The sequence below is a fragment of the Paraburkholderia piptadeniae genome, assembly GCF_900007165.1.
GTDB classification, from domain to species: domain Bacteria; phylum Pseudomonadota; class Gammaproteobacteria; order Burkholderiales; family Burkholderiaceae; genus Paraburkholderia; species Paraburkholderia piptadeniae.
The window spans coordinates 17,117-38,843 of sequence record NZ_CYGY02000024.1 but is presented as its reverse complement, the minus strand read 5'-3'; the positions used below and the strand labels follow the sequence as shown (position 1 = coordinate 38,843).

Annotated in this window: 21 protein-coding genes and 1 pseudogene; 15 read left to right on the top strand and 7 right to left on the bottom strand. The window is 61.5% G+C overall.

Annotated features, from left to right (window positions below):
- Positions 1–10 precede the first annotated feature (10 nt).
- Complete coding sequence (locus BN2476_RS11955; RefSeq protein WP_087734563.1) at positions 11–1,090, bottom strand: LacI family DNA-binding transcriptional regulator; 1,080 nt, start codon at positions 1,088–1,090, stop codon at positions 11–13.
- Positions 1,091–1,386: 296 nt separating this feature from the next.
- Between BN2476_RS11955 and BN2476_RS11950 the strand changes: the two genes are divergently transcribed.
- The 8 genes and pseudogenes from BN2476_RS11950 (at position 1,387) to BN2476_RS11920 (ending at position 8,132) form a co-directional block, all read left to right on the top strand.
- On the top strand, positions 1,387–2,040 hold the full coding sequence (locus BN2476_RS11950; protein ID WP_087734376.1) for a protein-L-isoaspartate O-methyltransferase family protein: 654 nt from the start codon (positions 1,387–1,389) through the stop codon (positions 2,038–2,040).
- 38 nt (positions 2,041–2,078) lie between these two features.
- Positions 2,079–2,402 carry a rhodanese-like domain-containing protein gene (locus tag BN2476_RS11945; RefSeq protein WP_087734375.1) on the top strand — a complete coding sequence of 108 codons (324 nt, stop codon included), beginning with the start codon at positions 2,079–2,081 and terminating at the stop codon, positions 2,400–2,402.
- A gap of 205 nt (positions 2,403–2,607) precedes the next feature.
- On the top strand, positions 2,608–2,991 hold the full coding sequence (locus BN2476_RS45465) for a DUF2844 domain-containing protein (protein WP_143810952.1): 384 nt from the start codon (positions 2,608–2,610) through the stop codon (positions 2,989–2,991).
- Positions 2,992–3,099: 108 nt separating this feature from the next.
- Positions 3,100–3,714 (top strand): annotated as a pseudogene (locus BN2476_RS48115) (NYN domain-containing protein); the annotation flags it as partial.
- A gap of 227 nt (positions 3,715–3,941) precedes the next feature.
- Positions 3,942–4,076, top strand: a complete 135-nt coding sequence (locus tag BN2476_RS48110) for an OST-HTH/LOTUS domain-containing protein (protein WP_235850797.1) — start codon at positions 3,942–3,944, stop codon at positions 4,074–4,076.
- Positions 4,077–4,904: 828 nt separating this feature from the next.
- Entirely contained in the window at positions 4,905–6,158 is a 1,254-nt protein-coding gene (locus tag BN2476_RS11930; RefSeq protein ID WP_087734373.1) for a site-specific integrase, read from the top strand.
- Positions 6,155–7,126 (top strand): tyrosine-type recombinase/integrase, encoded by a 972-nt coding sequence (locus BN2476_RS11925; protein ID WP_087734372.1) that lies wholly within the window; start codon positions 6,155–6,157, stop codon positions 7,124–7,126. The genes BN2476_RS11930 and BN2476_RS11925 overlap by 4 nt, the downstream gene beginning before the upstream one ends.
- Complete coding sequence (locus BN2476_RS11920; RefSeq protein ID WP_087734371.1) at positions 7,119–8,132, top strand: tyrosine-type recombinase/integrase; 1,014 nt, start codon at positions 7,119–7,121, stop codon at positions 8,130–8,132. Before BN2476_RS11925 ends, BN2476_RS11920 begins: the two co-directional genes overlap by 8 nt.
- Positions 8,133–8,439: 307 nt before the next feature.
- Here the strand turns inward: BN2476_RS11920 and BN2476_RS11915 are convergent, their stop codons facing one another.
- The gene (locus BN2476_RS11915) at positions 8,440–9,129 is read right to left on the bottom strand and encodes a TetR/AcrR family transcriptional regulator (protein WP_087734370.1); all 690 of its coding nucleotides are present in this window, start codon (positions 9,127–9,129) and stop codon (positions 8,440–8,442) included.
- 250 nt (positions 9,130–9,379) lie between these two features.
- Between BN2476_RS11915 and BN2476_RS11910 the strand changes: the two genes are divergently transcribed.
- Genes BN2476_RS11910 through BN2476_RS11890 form a run of 5 tightly spaced genes read left to right on the top strand, consistent with a single transcriptional unit; the run spans position 9,380 to position 14,776 of the window.
- Complete coding sequence (locus BN2476_RS11910) at positions 9,380–10,708, top strand: NAD(P)/FAD-dependent oxidoreductase (protein ID WP_087734369.1); 1,329 nt, start codon at positions 9,380–9,382, stop codon at positions 10,706–10,708.
- A 55-nt stretch (positions 10,709–10,763) separates the two neighbouring features.
- Complete coding sequence (locus BN2476_RS11905; protein ID WP_160111701.1) at positions 10,764–11,093, top strand: EutQ-related cupin domain-containing protein; 330 nt, start codon at positions 10,764–10,766, stop codon at positions 11,091–11,093.
- Between the two features lie 17 nt (positions 11,094–11,110).
- On the top strand, positions 11,111–12,511 hold the full coding sequence (locus BN2476_RS11900; RefSeq protein ID WP_087734367.1) for an amino acid permease: 1,401 nt from the start codon (positions 11,111–11,113) through the stop codon (positions 12,509–12,511).
- A gap of 25 nt (positions 12,512–12,536) precedes the next feature.
- Positions 12,537–13,622 carry a 4-hydroxyphenylpyruvate dioxygenase gene (gene hppD / locus BN2476_RS11895; protein ID WP_087734366.1) on the top strand — a complete coding sequence of 362 codons (1,086 nt, stop codon included), beginning with the start codon at positions 12,537–12,539 and terminating at the stop codon, positions 13,620–13,622.
- Positions 13,623–13,627: 5 nt separating this feature from the next.
- The gene (locus BN2476_RS11890; protein ID WP_087734562.1) at positions 13,628–14,776 is read left to right on the top strand and encodes a branched-chain amino acid ABC transporter substrate-binding protein; all 1,149 of its coding nucleotides are present in this window, start codon (positions 13,628–13,630) and stop codon (positions 14,774–14,776) included.
- Between the two features lie 201 nt (positions 14,777–14,977).
- On the opposite strand, the gene BN2476_RS11885 is transcribed toward BN2476_RS11890, so the two are convergent.
- From BN2476_RS11885 to BN2476_RS46440, 3 genes are all read right to left on the bottom strand, one after another.
- Entirely contained in the window at positions 14,978–15,664 is a 687-nt protein-coding gene (locus BN2476_RS11885) for a M24 family metallopeptidase (RefSeq protein ID WP_087734365.1), read from the bottom strand.
- 50 nt (positions 15,665–15,714) lie between these two features.
- A complete protein-coding gene (locus tag BN2476_RS11880; protein ID WP_218274517.1) occupies positions 15,715–16,482 on the bottom strand; it encodes an alpha/beta fold hydrolase in 768 nt (255 codons plus the stop codon).
- 298 nt (positions 16,483–16,780) lie between these two features.
- On the bottom strand, positions 16,781–17,182 hold the full coding sequence (locus tag BN2476_RS46440) for a hypothetical protein (RefSeq protein ID WP_160111700.1): 402 nt from the start codon (positions 17,180–17,182) through the stop codon (positions 16,781–16,783).
- Here BN2476_RS46440 and BN2476_RS11870 point away from each other — a divergent pair.
- Complete coding sequence (locus BN2476_RS11870) at positions 17,070–18,266, top strand: GlxA family transcriptional regulator (RefSeq protein ID WP_087734362.1); 1,197 nt, start codon at positions 17,070–17,072, stop codon at positions 18,264–18,266. The genes BN2476_RS46440 and BN2476_RS11870 overlap by 113 nt on opposite strands.
- Positions 18,267–18,459: 193 nt before the next feature.
- Entirely contained in the window at positions 18,460–19,449 is a 990-nt protein-coding gene (locus BN2476_RS11865; RefSeq protein WP_087734361.1) for an SLAC1 anion channel family protein, read from the top strand.
- Between the two features lie 477 nt (positions 19,450–19,926).
- Here BN2476_RS11865 and BN2476_RS11855 read toward each other — a convergent pair whose 3' ends face one another.
- Both BN2476_RS11855 and BN2476_RS11850 read right to left on the bottom strand, forming a co-directional pair.
- Entirely contained in the window at positions 19,927–21,150 is a 1,224-nt protein-coding gene (locus BN2476_RS11855) for a class I SAM-dependent methyltransferase (RefSeq protein ID WP_087734359.1), read from the bottom strand.
- Between the two features lie 60 nt (positions 21,151–21,210).
- On the bottom strand, positions 21,211–21,525 hold the full coding sequence (locus BN2476_RS11850; protein ID WP_087734358.1) for a DMT family transporter: 315 nt from the start codon (positions 21,523–21,525) through the stop codon (positions 21,211–21,213).
- Positions 21,526–21,727: the final 202 nt, after the last annotated feature.

Below are 21,727 nucleotides of genomic sequence, written 5' to 3'. Positions count from 1 at the left end.
GGCGGCCCTCTCATGCGCTCTTTCTGACGACGAGCCGATGCGGCAACAGCACGCCCGGCACGTTTTCGGTCGGATTCGCGAGCCTGCGCAGCAGCAGACGCGCGGCCGTTTCGCCCAGTTCGCGCATCGGCTGCGCGATCGTCGTGAGGGGCGGCTCGATTTGCGCGGCAAGCGAGATATCGTCGAAGCCCACGACGGCGACATCGTCCGGCACGCGCTTGCCGACACTGCGCAAACCGGCGATGACGCCGATCGCGAGCGTGTCCGACACGGCGAACACGGCTGTCGGCGCATCGGCGTGCGTCATCAGGCGCGCGGCGGCCTGCGCGCCCGCTTCGTAGTCGAGGCTGTTCACGTTCACGCGCCAGCGTTCGTCGGGCGCGATGCCCGCGTCGCGCAATGCGTCGAGATAGCCGCGCTGACGCTGCTGCGCGTACAGGTAGTGATCGTCGGAGTTGATCAGCGCGATGCGCCGGTGGCCGCGCGCGAGCAAGTGGCGCACGGCGTCGCCCGCCGCGCGGTAGTTGTCGATGCCGACATACGGCACGCCCACCGACGAGTCGAACTCACAGCACGCGACCCACGGCAGCGCATTCGATTCTTCGGCGAGCGCCTGCTGCACCGTCGCGGGATCGAGGCAGATCGCGCCGTCCGCGCGTCGGCGGCGCAGCAGGTCGAAATAGCTGCGCTCGCGGCCCGGGTCGGCGCCCGTGTCGCACAACAGCATGAAATAGCCGTGCTGGCGCGCGACGGAATCGATGCCGCGGATCACCTCCGCATAGAACGGGTTGCCGACGTCGGGCACCATCGTCAGCAGCAGGCGGCTTTCGGCCGTGCGCAGATTGCGCGCCAGTTCGTTCACCCGGTAGCCGCTCGTCGCGACGGCGGCCAGCACCTTGTCGCGCGTGGCCGGGCGCACGTTCGCGTGGCCGTTGAGCACCCGCGAAACCGTCGCCACGGAAACGCCCGCCTGCTCCGCGACGCCCGCGATCGACAGGCCCTCCGCCGCGCCACGCGAACCACCGCGCGCATCGGGCTCGGCCGCGCCGGGCGGCGGCGATGACGGGTCAGGCCGGGACGGTTTGTCCACGGGTTTGTCCACCATCTGGCTCCAAGAATGTAATCGATTACATTCTTGGTCGACGGGACGGCGAATCGCAAGTCCCATCGCGTAGGGATTTACACGGAGGCCAGACGGCTCCAGGAGAACGCGCGTCCTGCGGCGCACCTGCCCGTTACCGGGCGGCATCGGCGCGCGGTTTGGTACAATTTCGCAGTTAACGAACAGAACAGCGGAACAGAACAGCGGAACAGCGGGAGGGGCTCTCCGATACATCCCGCTGTCGTCGCCCTGCCCGCATCCCAACCCACACCGCCGAATTGATCATGAACATCGAACAAGCGCGTTTCAACATGATTGAACAGCAGATCCGTCCCTGGGAAGTTCTCGACCAGGACGTGCTGAATCTGCTGTCGATCGTCAAGCGTGAGAACTTCGTGCCCGCCGCCTATCGCGAGCTGGCGTTCGTCGATTTCGAAATTCCGCTGCCCGCCGGCCAGCACATGCTCGCGCCGCGCATCGAGGCACGCGTGTTGCAAGAACTGGCGGTGAAGAAGCATGAAACCGTGCTGGAAATCGGCGCGGGCTCGGGCTACATGGCCGCGCTTCTCGCGCACCGTGCACAGCACGTGCTGACGGTCGATATCGAGCCGGAGCTGGCCGAACTCGCGAAGGCGAACCTCGTCGCGAACGGCGTGCTGAACGCGGAAGTCGCGACAGGCGACGCCTCGCGCGGCTGGAACGCCGCCGCGCCGTACGACGTGATCTGCGTATCGGGCGGCCTGCCCGTGCTGCCGCAGGAAATGCTGGAGCAGCTGAAGGTCGGCGGACGTCTCGCCGCCTTCGTCGGCACCGCTCCTGTGATGAAGGCGCAGCTCATCACGCGCGTCGACGAAAAGCAGTTCCGTATCGCCGACGTGTTCGAAACCTACGTCGAGCCGCTGCAGAACGCGGTGCACGCACCGCGCTTCCGGTTCTGAGCACCGGCACGACACCGACACCGTAGCGAGATTTGATGATGCAAAACCTGACCGCTCCCGCCCTCGCCGAGTGGCTCGCCGATATGTCGCGCCCTGCGCCCGTGCTGCTGGACGTGCGCGAGCCATGGGAAATCAAAACGGCGAAAATCGCCGGCAGCCTGTCGATTCCGATGCGCGAAATCCCCGCGCGTAGCGAAGAACTGGACGACGATGTGCAGATCGTCTGCGTGTGCCATCACGGCGCGCGCAGCGCGCAAGTCGCGATGTTCCTCGAATCGCGCGGCTATAAGGACGTGTTCAATCTGCAAGGCGGCATCGACGCGTGGTCGCGCCAGGTCGACCCGTCCGTTCCCACGTATTGAGCCGGGCGATCGCTGTCCGCCTGGCCTCTTGTCGTTGATGTAGTCGAAACGCGCCGGAATTCTCCGGCGCGTTTTTTCTTTGTCGCTTCGACCCTGTCGATTGCAGATCGGGCCGTTTCCCTTCGACGATTCGGAAGCTTCGTACGTCATCCTGATCATCGATCGTTCAACATGCCTCGTTTCCTTTTCGAAAGCGGAGGCCTGAATGAACCTGATCAGGATCGCGTCGACGGCAACCTTGCTGTTACCCATCGTTTGTCATGCAACGCTCGGCGCTGCGCCATCGGCGGACGCGCATCAGGCGTCCCGGAGCTTGCGCGCAACGCCGCTGCCTGCCCCGGCCGTCGCTTCGGCCTGGTCCGTCCACGAATCGCAAACGGCCGACGGCGTCACGATCCGCGAATACGCTTCGCCCGCGAACGGCGTGCGGCCAATGCCGCCCGTCTGCACAGGTCAGAACGACTTACGGGGCGCGCCGCTCACGGTCTGGCTCATGGGTTACCTATTATGGGAAGCCTGTATGGTCACCGCCTGTTACCAACCGGAGGCGCTGCGGGATAACCAGAAAAAAATGGGAAAAAGCTGTTGACAGCGAGAAGTTCTCCTTCATACGGAGCATCCCACCGTCGGCGCCATATTCGTAGCACTGCTGGGCTTCGGACTGCGAACGCTTCATGGCGCAGATGTCGATGTCGACGTGGGCGTGGGCTTGGAGGCTGACGGCAGTGAGGGCGAGCGGCCTGCCAGTACCGCGAGCTGCTACGCGGCGCATTGTAAGACTGATCCTGAGCTAATATTTGACCTCCGTAAATTGAATCCGGCAGCAGTTGCATGCCTAATATACAAACACCGAGGAAACAACTTGGACGCCGATGACAGCGCAGATGGCCGCTCAGTGGCTATCTACTGGGACTTCGAGAATCTCCATGCCGGGCTCGTCGAAGGCAAGTATGGGGAAGGTGCCTATGCTAGACAGGACAATCGTTTCAAGCCGCAAGAGCCGCTGGTTGATGTCCAGGCTTTGGTAGAGCTCGGCTCATCCTTTGGGCCGGTCGCGATCAACCGGGCATACGGCAACTGGCAGTTCTTCGGCCGATACCGGGATGCGCTGCTGCAAAGTGCCGTAGAACTCATTCAGCTCTTCCCTCCCGGCGCCTCCGCCAAGAACGGTGCCGACATCAAATTGTGCTTAGACGCTACGGAGGACATCAGCCGCTTCAACCATATTGGCACGGTCATCATCATTGGCGGCGACAGCGATTTTATGCCAGTAGCCCAAAAGATCAAGGCCGCCGGTCGCACCCTCATCGGCATCGGCAATCGCAAGAACACCAACAAGCACTGGGCAAAGAGCTGCCACGAGTTCCGGTATTACGACAGCCTGATAGAGGCGGCCTCCGCAGAAGAAGCGGAACCGGCTGTGGTGGAAAATGCAGACCTGGTACCGCGAGATCCTGCAGCAGACATACTCCGGCGCGCGATTCGCTTGCTGGCAGAGTCAAAGGGAGACGCTTGGGTTCACAAGCTAACGTTTTGCCTATGGTCAAACGCCTGGATCCAACCTTTGATCCCAAGGACCATGGCTACACGAGCTTCAGTGAGATGCTCAAGGCATTAGATGCTGTCGTCGAGATCAAAAAAGGAGAGAAGGATCACCTTTTTCGACTGCGATAGCCGTCATGCACCACCTGCTGATGGCCGCCCAACCGCCATCGTCAACGCCCGCAATCGGGTTGTCGGCTTGACGTGGATGGACTGCGTGACAGTTAAACACGAGCCCCCTTCCGTGGGTGGCGCGTGACCACCGGCGGCAGACGACATCACCGCATTCGTCGTGGTGCGTGCAGACCGGTTAGCGTCGAGGAGAAAGCAGCAATGAAAATGGTTGGCCCCGTTTTCTCAGTTCGGTGTCAATCAGCCGTTTCAATGGCCGAACGCCGGCACGGTCGAAAGACCGTTCGTCGCCGACTGTACGCGTTCGCCAACTTCGCCGAACGGTGTCGTTCAAGAAGATCCGATCTGAGCCAGTGGCTACCTTGTGGCGTTGGGCTCAGCGGGTGCGACCGGCCAAGAACGGATGTCGGCGTACCAGCTTGGGATTGCTCCGAAGCGGACGTTCGCCAATTGGTTCCCGTAGTTTGCACGCACCGAAGAGGTCCCGGAATCGTGACCCGGCGGAGTTCGGTTAGTCCATGATTTAACTCGCGCGTCGCGCCGATCAGATTCGGCGCGACGTTGATGCCCTTCAAGCGCGCGAGACACAGCAAGCCACCCGGCAACGACAATGGCGATGTCCGCCGCGTGTTCCCGCTGGTCACCACCACGCGGCGCGGGCGAAAGGCAAATATCGACCCCTATGCGCAGGTCGCAACTATGCGCAGATGGTCGGTCGCTGACGGCGTCGACCCAAGCATGGCACAGTGCCGGCAAGGCGGGCGAGTGAGGATCTGGACATAGTTGTCATCTGTAGATGCAGTGGTGGTCCCACTTCTGGAGATCACCATGGGCATCGTTCGCCGCTCCCACCGCACTGACATAGACGGTTTCACCGACGGGCCGATCGGGCCATACGTTGGTGCGTTCAAGCAGTACCTGAGCCAACGCCGGTACGCTGCAAAGACGTTCGCTACCTATCTGCGCTGCATCGCCCATTTCGCCCGATGGGCCGACTTCGGGCACCGTCGGCGGCAACGGATCGATGAAGGGTTGATCGCGGAGTTCCTCGACGAGCATTTCCCGCGGTGCGAGTGCGCTAGCGCAATCCGTCACGATCGGGGTGACCATAGCGCGGCGCTACGACACCTGCTCGTGGTCTTGCGCGCTCAGGGCGTCATCGCGGTGCCCGCGAACAGCGCAACACCGGTAGACGAGGAACTGCGACGCTACGACGAGTATATGAAGCACGTGCGGGGCCTGGCGCCGAAGACGCGGAGCATGGCGCTGCGCATTGTCGGGCGGTTGCTGACGGTTCGTTTCGGCGAGGGCGCCGTCAACGTCGCCGCGATCAAGCCCGAGCACGTTCGGCGTTTCTTCGCCGGGCAAGCGAAGCTCTATAGCAAACCGGCGAATGCTGGGTCGGTCGTGGCATCGCTGCGCGGCTACTTCCGCTACCGCGCCTCGCTCGGCGATCTGGTCCACGGACTGATCGGCGCGGTGTCCTATCCTGCCAACTGGTCGCTGTCCTCGTTGCCCAAGTCGCTGACGGCAGAAGAGGTCGAGCGGTTGATCGGATCGCTCGGCCAACGGGGCCGCTCGATGCGGCGAGCCGACGCCATCGTGCGCTGTGCGCTCGACCTCGGACTGCGCAGCGGCGAGATCGCCCGTCTCAGCCTAGACGATATCGACTGGCGAGCCGGCACGCTCATCTTGCGCCACACCAAGGGGCGCCGGGAGGACGTGCTGCCGCTACCGGTCGCGACCGGCGAAGCCATCGCGGCCTACCTCGAGCATGAGCGTCCTAAGACTTCCAATCGAGCCGTCTTCGTCCGCCATGTCGCGCCCCGCGACCAGCCCGCCGGTTCCGATCTCGTCCGCAAGATCATCCGCCAAGCCTTTACGCGCGCCGGCCTTCCCTATACCCGCGCGCATCTGCTTCGCCACACGATGGCCAACCGCTTGCTAGCCGGCGGATCCTCCCTGAAGGAAGTAGCCGACGTCCTGCGTCACCGCTCGCTGAACACGACCCTGATCTACGCCAAGCTCGATAGCCGCAAGTTGGTCGAGGTCGCGCTGCCATGGCCAGGGAGTGCAGCATGAGCACGCCGACTTCTGTGCAAGCACGCGTCGAACAGTTTCTGGTCGAGCGTCGCCAACTGGGGTTCTCCGATGATGGTTACGTCCTACGCAGCTTCGCGCGCCATGTCCACGCTGCCGGGCATCGCGGCGCCTTGACGGTGGAACTCATGGCCGCCTGGGCCCGAAGCGACCGCCACGAGAGCAATGACCCGCGGACCTGGGCGCGACGGCTGAAGAGGCTGCGCACGTTCCTGCGCTGGCTACAGCAATTCGAGCCGCGCACTGAGGTGCCCGATGATTCGATCTTCGGACGGTTGCCCGAGCGGCAAGCGCCACACATCTTCAGCGAGGAAGAGATCGTCGACCTACTTGCTCGCGCGCGCCGACTCGGGCCATCGCCGGGGCTACGCGGCGCTGTCTACGAAACGCTGTTTGGACTGATCGCCGCCACCGGGCTGCGGATCGGCGAGGCGCTGTCGCTGCGCAACGGCGACATCGATCTCAAGGACGGGATGCTGACCATCCGCCGGACCAAGTTTGGCAAGTCTCGGCAGATCCCCATGCACCCGAGCACCGTGGATGCCTTGCGCCGCTATCGCCGGCTGCGTGACTTGGCCGAGGGGCCGCCGGAGGAGGATGGCCCATTCTTCGTCGGCACCCGCGGTCGACGACGAGGTCTGCCGCTCGGCGAGCGTCAGGTGCATCGCGTCTTCCGCGACTTACACCAGCAGTTGGGCTGGGGCAACCGCGGAGCGCACCGTGCCCCACGCATCCATGACCTTCGACATACCTTCGTCGTGCGGCGCATCGTGCAGTGGCAGGCCCAGGGCGTGGACATCGATCAGACCATGCTGTCGCTGTCGACCTACGTCGGGCACACGATGGTGACCAACACCTACTGGTACCTCTCGGCGGTGCCCGAGTTGATGGCGCTGGCCGCCGGACGTTTCGAGTCGTTCACGGCCCGCAGAGAGGTGCAAGATGCGTAAGACCCTTGCCCCGAAGCCGCCTTCGTTCGCTGCGCTGGTCCAGCAATTCTTTACCGAGTACCTGGTCGCGCAGCGGGCGCTCAGTCCGCGTACCGTGGCCTGTTACCGGGACGCCTTGCTGCTGTTTCTGGACTTCGCCAGCCGCCAGCTCAACAAGATGCCGACAACGATGCGGCTGGCCGACATCCAACCCGATCTGATTCTGGCCTTCCTTGACCATCTGGAGCAGGATCGGAAGAACTCGGTTCGCAGCCGCAATTTGCGGCTCACCGCGCTGCGCGCGTTCCTGAAGTTTGCCGGCCGCCGCGACGTGGCTTCGTTGCACGACGTTGAGCGCGCACTGGCGGTGCCGATGAAGCGCTTCGAGCGGCCGATGCTGAACTACCTCACGCGTGCAGAGATGGTGGCCGTACTCGGCCAGCCGGGCGAGAGCTGGTCCTCGCAGCGCGATCACCTGCTGCTGACGATGCTCTACAACACGGGCGCGCGCGTCTCCGAGATCATCGGAGTACGGATCGTCGATGTAGTCCTCGACGGCGCAGCGTGCGTGCACCTGCGCGGCAAGGGGCGCAAGCTGCGATCGATCCCACTGTGGGACGCCGCTGTCGCCGAGATCCGCAGTTGGTTGCGATCAAATCCAGCGCTGCGCGGCGAAGCCGCCTTGCTACCCAACCGGGATGGACAGGCGATGTCGCGTTCCAACGTCGCGCAACGCCTGGATCTTGCGGTGAGCCGCGCGAGTGTGGAGCAGCCCAGCCTCCTCAAGAAGCGCGTCTCACCGCACATCTTGCGTCATACGACCGCGATGCACCTGTTGCAGGCGGGCGTTCCGTTCAACGTGATCGCCTTGTGGCTCGGTCACGAGAGCCCGATGACAACCCATCGCTACGTCGAAGCTGACCTCGCGATGAAGGAGAAAGCACTCGGTCGGCTCGAGGCGCCCGATGCCAAGATTCGCCGGTATCAAGCACCGGACGCGTTGATTCGATTCCTGCGGACGCTGTAACTATGCGTAGGTTTCGCCAGCTCCTACCGCACCCCTTAAGGGGCTGGCCGCGCTCGCGATGACCATCTGCGCATAGTTGCGACCTGCGCATAGGGGTCGCTATGCAGAGATTTGCATAGCGACCCATTTCCGACCTTCGACCTATTTTGCCTGCTACGTCGGGTCACGAGCTTGAAGCGGCCGTTGGAGTGACCACGTCATTTCCAACGAGAGCTCGCGGCCTTCCAGTCGACCACCGCTCTCTGGTAATTCGACTTGCCTTGGCGCGGCGCTGGGAACATTGCGCGGCCAGCAGCGCTGACCCGCTTTAGTCCAGTGCGGCGACTTTGCGTGGCTGGCGCCCTTTTGACCTCACAGCGGGCAGATTCGCAACGTTCGGCGAACATGCCCTGACGATGGTCTCTACGAGGGCCTGAAGCTCCTCGCGCTTCTCGCTCGACGATACGTCGAACAGTTCGAATACACCCAGGCCGCGGAGCGTGGAAAACACCGAGGTCGTAAATCCTTTCGGATGCGGATGGTGTTCGTCGAGCTCGGGAAACGCCGCCCGGAACAGCGAAAAAAATTTCTTGTCCTCACTCGCGCGCTTGGCGTCGATACGGGTGAAGATCGATGGGGTGGCCTTGCAGCCGAAGAACAGACTCCACGCCGTGAGATAACTGGGAGCGCCGAAGATCTGCTTCCATGCCTGCAGGACAAACGCTTCCGCGCGCTCGCGCAGCGGAAGCGCGGGATCAGGCCACACCCCACCGTGGTCACTCAATGGCGCCATGGCTTCGTCGACCAGTCGCTCCATCAGCGCATCCCGACTTTCAAAGTGGTGTTGCAGAGCGCCAAGCGAGACGTTGGCCCCTCGTGCGATCTTCTGCAACGTCGCGCTTTTGAAGCCCTCCTCGCGAAGCAGCCGCTGCGCTGATTCGATGATTTTCCGCTGCGTCGCCTCGATGCGTTCGCTTTGCGGGGTTCGCGCACGCGCCGGTTGTGATGGTGATTCCATGGTTCTCGCCTGTTCAGTCACACGAAAACAATAATAAATAATTCTCGGTCATTCACAATCCCATTCCGCACGGACCTGCTGCCGATCCCGCCGTTCGCATGCGTGGTAACACCCTTTTTAATCGGTCTTGCCCGCAGCGGCCTTCTCCGGTGGGATAGGTAGAAACACTAATAATAATAATTTATTGTTTTTATATAGTTGAGGTGTCCGCCGCCCTCGCGGGCCTCCTGCAACCTCAACCGGATCTGACATGCCCCGCCTGATTGACCGCCTCCCGAACGACGACCATACCAATGGCTGGAGCGCCCTGCTGCCCGCGCGCACGCCGCGACCGTCGCTTGTCGGTGAGCGGGATTTCGACTGGGTGGTCATTGGGGCCGGATATGCGGGACTGGCCGCGGCCCGCAGGCTGGCCGCGCTACAACCGGGTAAGTCGATCGCCGTGGTGGAGAGTGGTGTCGCGGGAGAAAACGCGTCGGGACGCAATTCCGGCTTCGCGATCGATCTGCCGCACGCGCCCTCCACGTCCGCTGCGTCCGTTGAACAGGGTCACCGCGCGATTCGCGTCGGACGCTTCGCGCTCGCCGAGCTCGAACGACTCGTCCGGGACCATCGCATCGAATGCGACTGGGAGCGACGTGGCCGCTATCACGCTGCCGTGACGAGTGAGGTCGCCAGCAAGGTGCTCGATACGTATGCGTCGAACCTGCGCGCGTGGGGCGAATCCTACGAACCGCTCACGCGCGACGAACTCGAAGGCCGGCTCGGCACGCGCTATTACCATGCGGCGATCTACACGCCGGGCACCTGCCTGATGAATCCCGCGGCGCTCGTGCGTGGTCTTGCGGACAGCCTGCCGCCCGAAGTCGAACTCTTCGAAAACTCGCCGGTTGTCGAGGTCGAATTCAATGGACCTTCGCCGTTCGTACGCACCACCACCGGTCGCATTCGATTCGGCAAGCTCATTCTCGCCGTCAACGCGTTCTCGGCTTCGTTCGGTGTCTTTCAGGACAGGCAGATCCCGGTTCTGCTCTTCGCGAGCCTGACGAAGCCGCTGACGCCGGAACAGCAGGCAAGACTCGGCACGGATGCTAGCTGGGGCATCACGCCTGCGCATGGCGTGGCTGGCTCGACGCTTCGGCTCACCGCAGACAAGCGGCTGCTGATCCGCCAGGGCTTCGACTATTCCCCGTCGCTGACCACCAACGACGCGCGTCGCGATGCCGCCCGCGCGAAGCACATGGACCTGCTCGCGCGCCGTTTTGGACACCTCGGCGGTTCGCTCGACATCGAACACTTCTGGATGGGCTGGCTCGCCGTTTCGCACAACCACGCGCCCGCCTTCGGCCAGGTCAGCGACAACATCTATGCCGCCGCCTGCTGCAACGGTGCGGGCATCGTGCGTCACACCGCGGCAGGAATCCTGATCGCAGAACTCGCGAACGGTCAGCGCAGCGAGTTGACCGATGACTTTCTGGTTCAGGGCACGGCCAGCTATATCCCGCCCCGGCCCATCCGCGACATCGGCGTGCATCTGACGCTGATGCGCGAGCGGGCTTCGGGCCGGCATGAAATCTAGCGCAGGCGCGCACGCGCGTCGCGCACCACTTTTATTCAATCAAGGAGACGTAGCAATGCGGAGCATCCGACTGATCAAGGGCGACTCGATCCGGACCGAGGATCGTGGTGGGGCCACCGATGGCACGGCAGAAATCTCGTGGGCCATTTCGGACAAGGAGTGCGCGGTCCTGCCTTGCGGCTTTGGCCGCTGGCACGAAGCACTGTGCGAGCCCAAGACGCTCACCTATGACGAGGTGATTCTCGTGCTTGAAGGTGTGTTCGGCGTCGAAGCCAGCGACGGCACGCGCGTGGAAGGCCGTCCCGGCGACGTGATCGAGCTCTGCAAAGGAGCCACGGTCAAATATTTCGGCACTCACGCGAAGCTGTTCTTCGTGACCAACTGATACGTCGGGAGAACGGCATGCAAACCAGCTCCGCTCACGGACACCTGGAGCGCAAGCTCCGGAACCGCCACATCCAGTTGATCGCGCTCGGCGGCACGATCGGCACCGGCCTCTTTCTTGGCTCCGCCGGCGTTCTTGAACTTGCCGGACCTTCGATGCTGCTGGGTTACGCCATCGGCGGCCTGGTCGCGTTTCTCATCATGCGCTTTCTCGGCGAGATGCTGGTCGAGGAACCGATCGCCGGGTCGTTCAGCCATTTTGCGAATCGCTATGGCTCGCGCTTCGCTGGTTTCCTGTCGGGCTGGAATTGTGTCGCGCTGTATGTGCTCGTCGGCATGCTCGAACTGACGGCTGTCGGCAAGTTCGTGCAGTTCTGGTGGCCGGGCATCCCGACATGGGTCACCGCGCTTGTCTTCTTCGTGATCGTCAACGGTGTGAACTTCATTAACGTGAAGATCTACGGTGAGGTTGAGTTCTGGTTTGCGCTGATCAAGATCGTCGCGGTCATCGCGATGATCGCGGTGGGTGCCTACCTGATCATCAGCGCCGATCGACCCGGACAATCGGTCAGCAATCTGTGGTCGCACGGCGGGTTCTTCCCGCACGGCGTTTCCGGTCTCGTGATGGCGATGGCGTTCATCATGTTCTCGTTCGGCGGCGTCGAGATGCTCGGCTTTACCGCCGCAGAAGCGGACAAGCCGCGTCAGGTCATTCCGAAGGCCATCAACCAGCTGATCTTCCGTGTACTGGTGTTCTACATCGGCTCAATGGCGGTGCTGCTGATGCTGTCACCGTGGGACCATCTGCTCGCCCAGCTCAAGACGGGTGGCGGCACGTACAGCAACAGCCCGTTCGTGCTCGTCTTCTCGGGTATCGGCGAAACCCTGGCGGCAAATGCTCTGAACTTCGTGATTCTGACGGCGACGCTCTCCGTCTACAACAGCATGGTGTATTGCAACAGCCGGCTGCTCTACGGCATGGCAAGCGAAGGCAATGCGCCGAAATCGCTGATGCAGGTGAACAGCCGTGGCGTGCCCGTTCGGGCCATCGTCTATCCGGCGATCTTCACCGCGCTGTGCATCGTGCTGAATTACGTTGCGCCGGCGAGCGTGATCGAAATCCTGATGTCACTGATCGTGGCCGCACTCGTCATCACGTGGGTCACCATCATCGCGACGCATCTGCGCTTTCGCAAGTCGCGCATGGCGCGCGGCATGAAGTCGGGATTTCCTGCTCCCTTTGCTCCCGTTACCAACTATCTGTGCCTTGCCTTCATGGCGCTGATCGTCGGCGTCATGCTGCTGACACCGGGCATCCGCGCTTCCGCGTTTGCGATCCCGGTGTGGATCGGCGTCGTGTACTTCGCATACCGCTGCGTGCGGGGCCGTCACTCCGAAGCCGTCATGGCCTCGTCCTGATTCACGTTACTTCTGGAATATCGTCATGTCTGATCTCTTTGAAAACCCGATGGGCCTGATGGGCTTCGAATTCGTCGAGTTTGTATCGCCCACGCCCGGCGTGCTGGAACCGCTATTCGAGAAGCTCGGCTTCACGATGGTCGCACGGCATCGCAGCAAGCAGGTTGTGCTGCTCCGCCAGGGCGACATCAACTTCATCGTCAATAACGAGCCGCAAAGCGTCGCGTCGTACTTCGGCGCGGAACATGGCCCCTCGGCATGTGGCCTGGCATTCCGCGTGAAGGATGCGCACCAGGCCTACGCCCGGGCGATCGAACTCGGCGCACAGCCTGTCGATATTCCGACAGGCCCGATGGAACTGCGCCTGCCGGCGATCAAAGGCATCGGCGGCGCACCGCTCTATCTGATCGACCGCTTCGAAGACGGCAAGAGCATCTACGACATCGACTTCGAGTACCTGCCCGGTGTGGACCGCCATCCGGTCGGCCATGGCTTCAAGGTTGTCGATCATCTGACGCACAACGTCTATCGCGGACGCATGGCGCATTGGGCCTCGTTCTACGAGAAGTTTTTCAACTTCCGCGAGATCCGCTATTTCGACATCCAGGGCGAATACACGGGACTGACTTCCAAAGCGCTGACCGCACCCGACGGCAAGATTCGCATCCCGCTCAATGAAGAATCCAAACAGGGTTCCGGACAGATCGAAGAGTTCCTGATGCAGTTCAACGGCGAAGGCATCCAGCACGTCGCGCTGCTCACGGATGACATCTTCGGGAGCGTGGACTCCTTGCAGATGGCCGGCATCCCGCTGATGACAGGCCCCAACGACATCTACTACGAAATGCTGGAAGAACGTCTGCCCGGTCATGGCGAGAATGTCGGCGAGTTGCAGGCACGCGGACTACTGCTCGATGGCTCGACCAAAGACGGTCAAGGGCGCCTGCTGGTGCAGATCTTCTCGCAGGCGCTCCTCGGTCCGGTGTTTTTCGAGTTCATCCAGCGCAAGGGCGACGACGGTTTCGGCGAAGGCAACTTCAAGGCACTGTTCCAGTCGATGGAGCGCGACCAGATCAGGCGCGGCGTTCTCCAGACATCGGATGCAAGGTGATCAACATGCAATCGAAAATTCAACGCACGCTGCTCGTCGGTTGCGCTGTGCTGCTCACGGGTGTTGCGCACGCTGATCAGGCGGTCGTCATCGGATATGGCGGCCCGCTCACGGGGCAAGTTGCGCATGTGGGCAAGGATGCGGAAAACGGCGTGCGGCTCGCCATCGAGGATGCCAACGCGGCGGGTATCAAGATCAAGGGGCAACCGGTCCATTTCCAGCTCGTATCGGAAGACGATGCGGCTGATCCGAAAACGGCCGTCACGGTCGCGCAGAAATTCGTCGACCAGAAAGTGAATGGCGTGGTCGGCCACATCACATCGGGCGCGACGATTCCGGCATCGAAAGTGTATTCGACTGCGGGGATACCGCAGGTCTCACCATCTGCGACGAACCCTGAACTGACGAGACAGGGCTTCGCTACCGCGTACCGTGTGATTGGCGACGACAGTGAAGTCGGACGCGTCATCGCCCAGTACATGGGAAAAACGAAGGGATACAGGCGCGTTGCCGTGGTCGACGACCGGTCTTCCTACGGGCAGGGTCTCGCGGACGTCGTCGTCAAGGAACTGAAGGCTGCGGGCGTGGACGTGGTCGACCGTGAATTCGTTTCCGACAAGACTGTGGACTTCCGCGGCATTCTCACGTCGATCAAGTCGAAAGATGCGCAGGCTGTGTTTTATGGTGGCGTCGATGCTCAGGCGGGTCCGCTTCGCAAGCAGATGACGGGCCTTGCGATGAAGGTTCCGCTCGTTGGGTCGGCGATCGAAACCGACAAGTTCGTCGAACTGGCTGGTCCGGCCGCCGCCGAAGGCACGGTCTCAGCCGAGTCCGGTCAGCCGCTCGAGAAGATGAAAAATGGCCCCGCCTTTGCCGCGAAGTACAAGAAATTCGGCTCGGTCGTGCTATTCGCCCCGTATGCGTACGATGCCACCTGGGCGCTGATCAACTCGATGAAACTGGCCGATTCGATCGCACCGGCTGACTATCTGCCTGCGATGAAGAAGGTCGAGTTCGATGGTGTGACCGGCAAAATAGCTTTCGATGCCAAAGGCGACCTTCGTGCAGCCGCTGTTACGTTGTATGAGGCGAAAGGCGGCAAATTCCAGCCGGTGAGCACGGTGACAAGTTCACGCGGCTCGACGCAAAACTGAACCAGGCGAGCTCGCGAGTGCAACGGCCAGCGGCGCTGGTCGCTGGTCGTCGGCGCTATCGGCTCCAACCAGCTGAAAGACCGCTTGCAAAGCCTGGAACGGCCGCTGGAGTTCGCACAAAAGGGCGACGATGAATGTCTCTTCGTGGCCGACTGTACACGTTGGTTTCGTTTTCTACGTCGCCAAGGTCCTCTCCCCGCGCTACGCATAGTACTCGTCTGGCAGCAGCAGATCCTCGAAGAATGCGCCAAATCGTCCCTCCGGATCGCGGATATGGCATTCGGCGACCCAACGCATCGCTGCGGGCCGGCGATCGAATTGCGCCAATGTGCCGGCATGAATCGCCGTGTGCGGATAGTCCGAAATGCGGTGGCCCGCAACATCAAGATCGAGTAGCCAACCCGCGTTGGACGCAGCCTCACGCGCGTGCCGGTACAAATCCGCGCCGGTGAACCCTTCACTGATCCACAGTGCACGGATCTCATGAAACAACGCCTTGACATCGCGCGCGCAACGCACATGCTCCGCGTGATCGCCGACAACGAACGTCTCGCCTGCGTCGCCTTCCCAAGGTCCGAAGCGCGGTCCAATATCGATGAAGAAGATGTCGTTCTCGCCGAGCGCAACATCGGACGCGGGCTGCACGGCCAACGTCTTCGCCGTGTTGGCGCCAAAGCGCACGACGACCGGATGCCACGTTCGCGCCATCCCGGCATCAGCGAGCACACCCTTCGTCAGATGAACGGCCTCGTTTTCTCTCATGCCCGGTTCGATATGATCTGCGACTTCATGAATTACCGCGCGTGTCTTTGCGCGCGTTTCGAGCATCCCCAGGATTGAGAACTCGCTCCCGACTTCCTCGGGATCGTGAATCTGAAAATCTTTCACTCATACCTCTCTTGAAGTTCGACGTCCGTCATGCAAAGACGCGCGCCTCATCACCAGCCTGCAAGAAACTCATGCAGCAATGTGATGTACAACTTCGGCTCTTCGGCATTCGGAAAATGCCCTGAACGCTTCATCTCGACGAATTCCACATCGGCAATCAGGCTCGCGCACTTCTGACCATCCTGCACTGAGTTGAGTCTGTCGTATCGTCCGGAGATCACGAGCGTATTGGCCTTGATGCGCGGTAGCGCCGCCCTGAGATCGAAGCCGGTCAACGCCGCCGCTGCGGAGGCCCATTCCGTCGAAGTCAGAGGGAAGCGCCGCTCTTCGCTGATCCACGCCGCCTTTACCGGCTCGCTTGCATAAGGACCGTAGGAGAGCTTCAGCAGATACTCCTGCTGCTCGTCATGCGTCATGCCGTTGAATTCGTCTGCACGCTTGGCGATCAGCCGCGCTGACGACGACGTTTCGCCATGACATTTCGGCACGACGAGAATCAGGCTATGAACGCGCGCAGGATCTCTCGTAGCGAGACCCTGCGCGATATAGCTGCCCATCGACGATCCAACGACACGCACATCCCTCATTCCGAGCGCGTCGAGGACGCCCGCGGCATCGTCGATATGATCGTCGAGCGTATAGCGCGCGGGACGCGCCGACTCGCCATGACCACGCGCGTCGATGGCAACCGTCTTGAAGTATGGCTTGAACGACTCGACTTCCTTCGACCACACACGCCCGCTCGCGCCGAGTCCATGAAGAAACAACAGCGGCCGTCCCTTCCCTTCTATCGCGACACTCAGGTCGACACCATTCACGGTCAATATCGGCATATCTTGAGCACCCTGTCAGGCAGTCGCTGGAACGTCGACGGGCGTCGCCTGCGTGTCAGGGAGGCATCGACGGTTCTGAAGCTCGCCCGCGGATTGCCTGACAGAGGTCCATGCGGCGCCTTCCATCCGACGCGCAGTTGCGGCACGGACATCTGCGCATGCGCGTCCTTACCGACGCGCTCGATATTCGATATGACATTGATTAGCTGTGTGTTCGACATGCTCCTGCCCCAGACCGTGACAGAGACTGAAAAACGACGCCGCCAACATTCGACCGTCAGCGTCAACGGTTTGCCGGCGAAGGGCCGACATGCAGCTCAGGCTTCCTGAACTCCGCAATCGATGCATGCGGCTCGATCTCGATCACCCGTGTGTCGAACTCGAGCGAGGGCAACCGCGATACGTGCAGCGCTTCTGCTTCCGCGACCGCATCGCGCTGTTCCGACAGATTGACGACGCGCAGCGCAAAGCGGGTCTTGTCGATCAACGTATCAATGTTTTCAACCACTGCGACACATATTGAACAACCATCGTGATAGAGCGTTACGGGAATCACCTGCTTCTCCAGAAGTATGGTTCGGATATCGGCATGCCGGCGACACACGGCAATCTGGCGAACATTGTCGGCCGGCCGCACCGCGTGGTCCATGTGCGCGAGGGTCGAACGCCAGCCAAAGAAGAGCATCGGACGGCCATCTCCGCGCTGGTGTGCCGATGCCGAATCACATGCGCTGCGCGCGCGGTTTCATTTCTGGACACAACGCGTCAACGAAGCGCCATCCCGCAATCCTGATCACAGTGCAGACATACACTCGATCGCATTCAACGAATCGGGGCCAACGATGCACATCGGAATCCTTGTCCTGCCAGGTCACAGGGCGTCGGATATTGTTGCGGCAATGGACACACTCAGCCTGCTCGATGGCGGCTCGGTCAGTGGCGAGCCATACCGGTTCCAGTTGATCGGACTCGACGTCAGATCTGTAGCGGGAAAAAGCGGCCTCGCGCTTATGGCCGATTCGACGGTTGCGACCGCCGCTCCGGATTTCGACACACTGCTGATATCGGGCAGCGGCGAATCGGTTCGGTCGCGGACCCATCCGGCACTCGTCGAATGGATCGCTGCTGCGGGGCGCAACGCGCGCCGCATCGGCGCAGTGGGCGAGGCGGTATCTTTGCTCGCCAGCGCGGGCCTGCTCGACGGATGCACAGTCGCGCTTCACCCTGCCGCGCTTCGGCGGTTCTCGCGCCGATGGCCGGCCGTCATCGCGAGATCCGATCAGTCCGTCATACGTGACGGCAAGGTCTTGACGGCCTTCGGCCCGGAATCCAGCGTCGAACTTGCGCTTGAACTGGTCAGAGACGACTTCGGGCCATTCGTCGCATCGCAGCTCGCGCAACGCCTGGACAACTGCTGCCGGACGGCAACGAGGCAGACTGCACACCCCTGTCTTCGCATGGGTACGCGCGCCTGCATCCGCGACCTCCAGCACTACATCCTCACGCACCTCTCGGCCGACCTGTGCGTGTCCCGTCTCGCTGCCCGCGCGGGCATGAGTGAACGTCACTTCGCACGCGTGTTCGTGCGGGAAACGGGCACGACGCCGCTGGAATTCGTGCGCGTTCAGCGGGTCACGCGAGCGATGCAATTGCTCGCGCAACCCACCCACTCCATTGCGCGGGTTGCGCGCTTGTGCGGCTTTAGCGGAACGCATGCGCTCAGGCGCAACGTCGCGGCCGTCCTGGGCACGATGCCGCTCGAACACTGAGCGATCGCTCACCGCAAGCTGGCTTTGAAACACGCGCTTCAAAAACGCCTCGTGGCCGAGTGTCCGTCCCCTGCCCTTCGATGGCCGCAATTTGACTATCGCGCAGCTTTCGGCCATGCGTTTGATGAACCAGAATTCGTCTCAAGACATCGGGCCTTGCCCGAGCAGATTCACCAAATTCAGGAGATTGACCATGTCTACGCTTTCAACCCACAGCCCGCAGGCTGTCCTAAATAGCCCGTCCATCAAAAATCTGCCAGTGAACCTGTTTGGCTCCGTAATGGGAATTGCTGGCCTCTCCCTCGCGTGGCGGCTCGCGAGCCACGAGTTCGGCGCGAGCCCGTATATCTCGGCCACGATCGGCACGATCGCCGTCCTCGTCTTCGTCGCGCTCGGCGTCGGTTACCTTGTCAAGTGGATCAGGCACCCCGCGGCCGTGCGCGGCGAATTCATGCACCCGATTGCGGGCAATTTTTTCGGCACGATCACGATTGCGATCCTGCTGCTGTCGTCCGTCATCGCGCCCATCAGCGCGCTGCTGTCCGAAACCGTGTGGACGATCGGCACCATCAGCACGGTGATACTGTCGTTCGTGATTGCGAGCCGTCTGCTGCAGGGCAAGATTGACGCGGCTCATGCTGTGCCGGCGTGGCTCATTCCCGGCGTGGCGACGCTCGACATCACGGTCGCCGGCGGCACGATGCCGATGGCCTGGGCACATGAAGTCAATCTGTTCGGCCTCGCGGTTGGCGCAATGATCGCGCTGCTGTTCTTCACGATGATCATGTCGCGCCTGATCCATCATGAACCGCTCCCCGTTGGCATGGTTCCGTCGATGGTGATCCTGATTGCGCCGTTCGAAGTCGGCTTCCTTGCGTACACGAACTTCACGCAGCATGTCGACACGTTTGCGGGCCTGCTGTTCTATTTCGGTCTGTTCGTGTTCGTGACGCTGGCGTTCAAGGTGTTCCGCAAGGGCACCCCGTTTGCCGCCGGCTGGTGGGCGATCAGCTTTCCGATGGCCGCGCTGACCAGTGCGTCGCTGAAGTACTCGATGTTCGTGGATGCCTGGCCCGTGACGTTCATTGCGATCGCGCTACTCACGCTACTTACCATTGCGATCGCGGTACTGTTTGTCCGGACGCTTCACTTCCTCTTCAACGGCAAGCTTCTCGGTGCGTAAGCGCGAATGCGGCGGCGTGAAATTCATGCCGCCACATGTTTTGCGTCACGCTAACCTCCACGCACGGCTATCGACGCGGGCGCGGAGGCTTTGTTTCGTCTGCGCAGAAGAGACCGGGCTCCTGACGCCCTGGCCGGCAAGCGAAGTGCAACGCGTCGATCAGCGCATTGACGAACGCTTCAACGATCTCATACGAAACAACGCATATCGCACGACGTCCTTCGAGTCCAGACCACATCACGTCGACACCGAACGAGTCAGCGACAAGTTCCAGTGCTGCGATGACGGATCGATCAGTGGGTGACGCGGGTAGCAGGAAGCTGATCTTGCATTCCGTCGAACTTCGCGAATGCATCAGGAGTGGGATGAAGGCGGACGACAAGTCGCATCTCCCTGAATGAGCCATGCATGCTGCGGTGAATCGCGAACTGCGTGGCGCACACAGTGCGATGTGGGCACCACGCCCGGCAACCCGGATCAGCGGCACATATAACGGCGTGACCAGGGAATCACGGACGCCGGTTGGCGCGACTTCTGGCATACGATCTGGAAGATTGACACGTTGTCTACCGCAAAGGCGTGCGCGCAACCTGCGAGATAGACGCGCCAGATCCTGTACTTCGTCTCGCCGACCATTTCGCGGATGCGCTGCGCGTGCGCCTCGAAACGCCCGGTCCAGTGCTCCAGCGTTCTCACGTAGTGTCGGCGGAGGTTCTCGACATCGAGCGGCTCGAGTCCGCCTGACTGCATTGCCTTGACGGCCAGTGAAAGATGCGGCAGTTCTCCCGCCGGGAACACGTACTTGTCGATAAAACTGCCGCCGCCGAGCGGAGAATCATCGCTATCAGCATCAGTCGACGTGATGCCGTGATTCATTGCAACGCCGTTGTCGGTCAACAAGGACTGAATGCGGGCAAAGTACGCCTCGAGATTGTCTCGCCCCACATGCTCGAACATGCCGACACTCGTGATCCGGTCGAATTTGCCCGTCACGTCCCGGTAGTCCTGAAGACGGATCTCGACACGATCCGCTACCTGCGCCTCGCGAACCCGTTCGAGTGCGAGATCGTACTGTCGTTCAGACAGCGTAATGCCCACGCAATGGGTACGGAAGCGCTGCGCCGCCCTGATGACCAGCGCGCCCCACCCGCAACCGATATCGAGCAACGTGTGCCCGCGCCTCAGCCTTATTTTCGACAGTATCAGGTCGATCTTCTTTTCTTGCGCTTCGTCGAGTGTTTCCAGCCCGTATTCGAAGTAGCCGCACGAGTAGACCATGCGGCTGTCGAGCCAGAGTCGATAGAAATCGTTGGATACGTCATAGTGGTATTGAATCGCTGCCTTGTCTTCGCTTTTTGTGTGCGCGAACTTGCGCATCAGCTTGCCCGCAAAGCGGGCACTCCCTGCTGATAGCGCCGACAACGAGGCCAGCTTGTAAGCCACATCCACAATGTCGATCACATTGCCGTCGATATCGATTTGCTCCCGAACGTAAGCTTCGCCGAGCGTATCGAGGCTTGGGTCGAGAAACGCGCCGATAGCGCCGACGTCATTGATACGCAGCGACACGCGAGGCCGCTCAAACGATCCAAGGTCGTAGTGGGTACCATTCCAGAGAGTTAGGCGAACCGGAAGATCGAGTTCGCTTCGAACGCGCTGCATCCAGGTTTGGAGCTTTGCGTCGAGAACCTTATCAAGCATTTAGAACCTGCAAAAAAAAAGAATAAACCGAACCGCCGAGGCGGCACTGTGCAGTCAGTACTACGAGGCCATCTTCAGACCGATCACACCGACGACGATGCACCCGAGAAACATCATGCGGGCTGGCGACGCGGAATCGCCGAACAGATAGACGCCGAGAATCGCAGTACCCGCTGCGCCAATACCCGTCCATACCGCATACGCGCTGCCGATGGGCAGACTACGGACGGAAGCGGCCAGAAGTGTCATGCTGGCCAGCAGCGACAACGCAGTGCCAACCGTGGGCCAAAAGCGTGTGAACCCCGCGCAATACTTCAGGCCCGTGGCAAAGAGAATCTCAAAAACACCTGCCAGGAACACACAAAACCAAGCCACCCTATGCACCTCTCTCTAGTAAAGACGGAAACTCAATTGCCAGTCATGGCCGCCCCATTCTGCCAATGAACACGGTCGAAATGCGCCTTCGGGAGCCGTCAGAAACGGTCAAGTTCGAATGAAGTCAGGCCATGCGTCGGTGGGCGGCTTACTGGCTCATGGCCCGAGCGCTTGACATGAAATAACGGCCACAGTCGGTCCA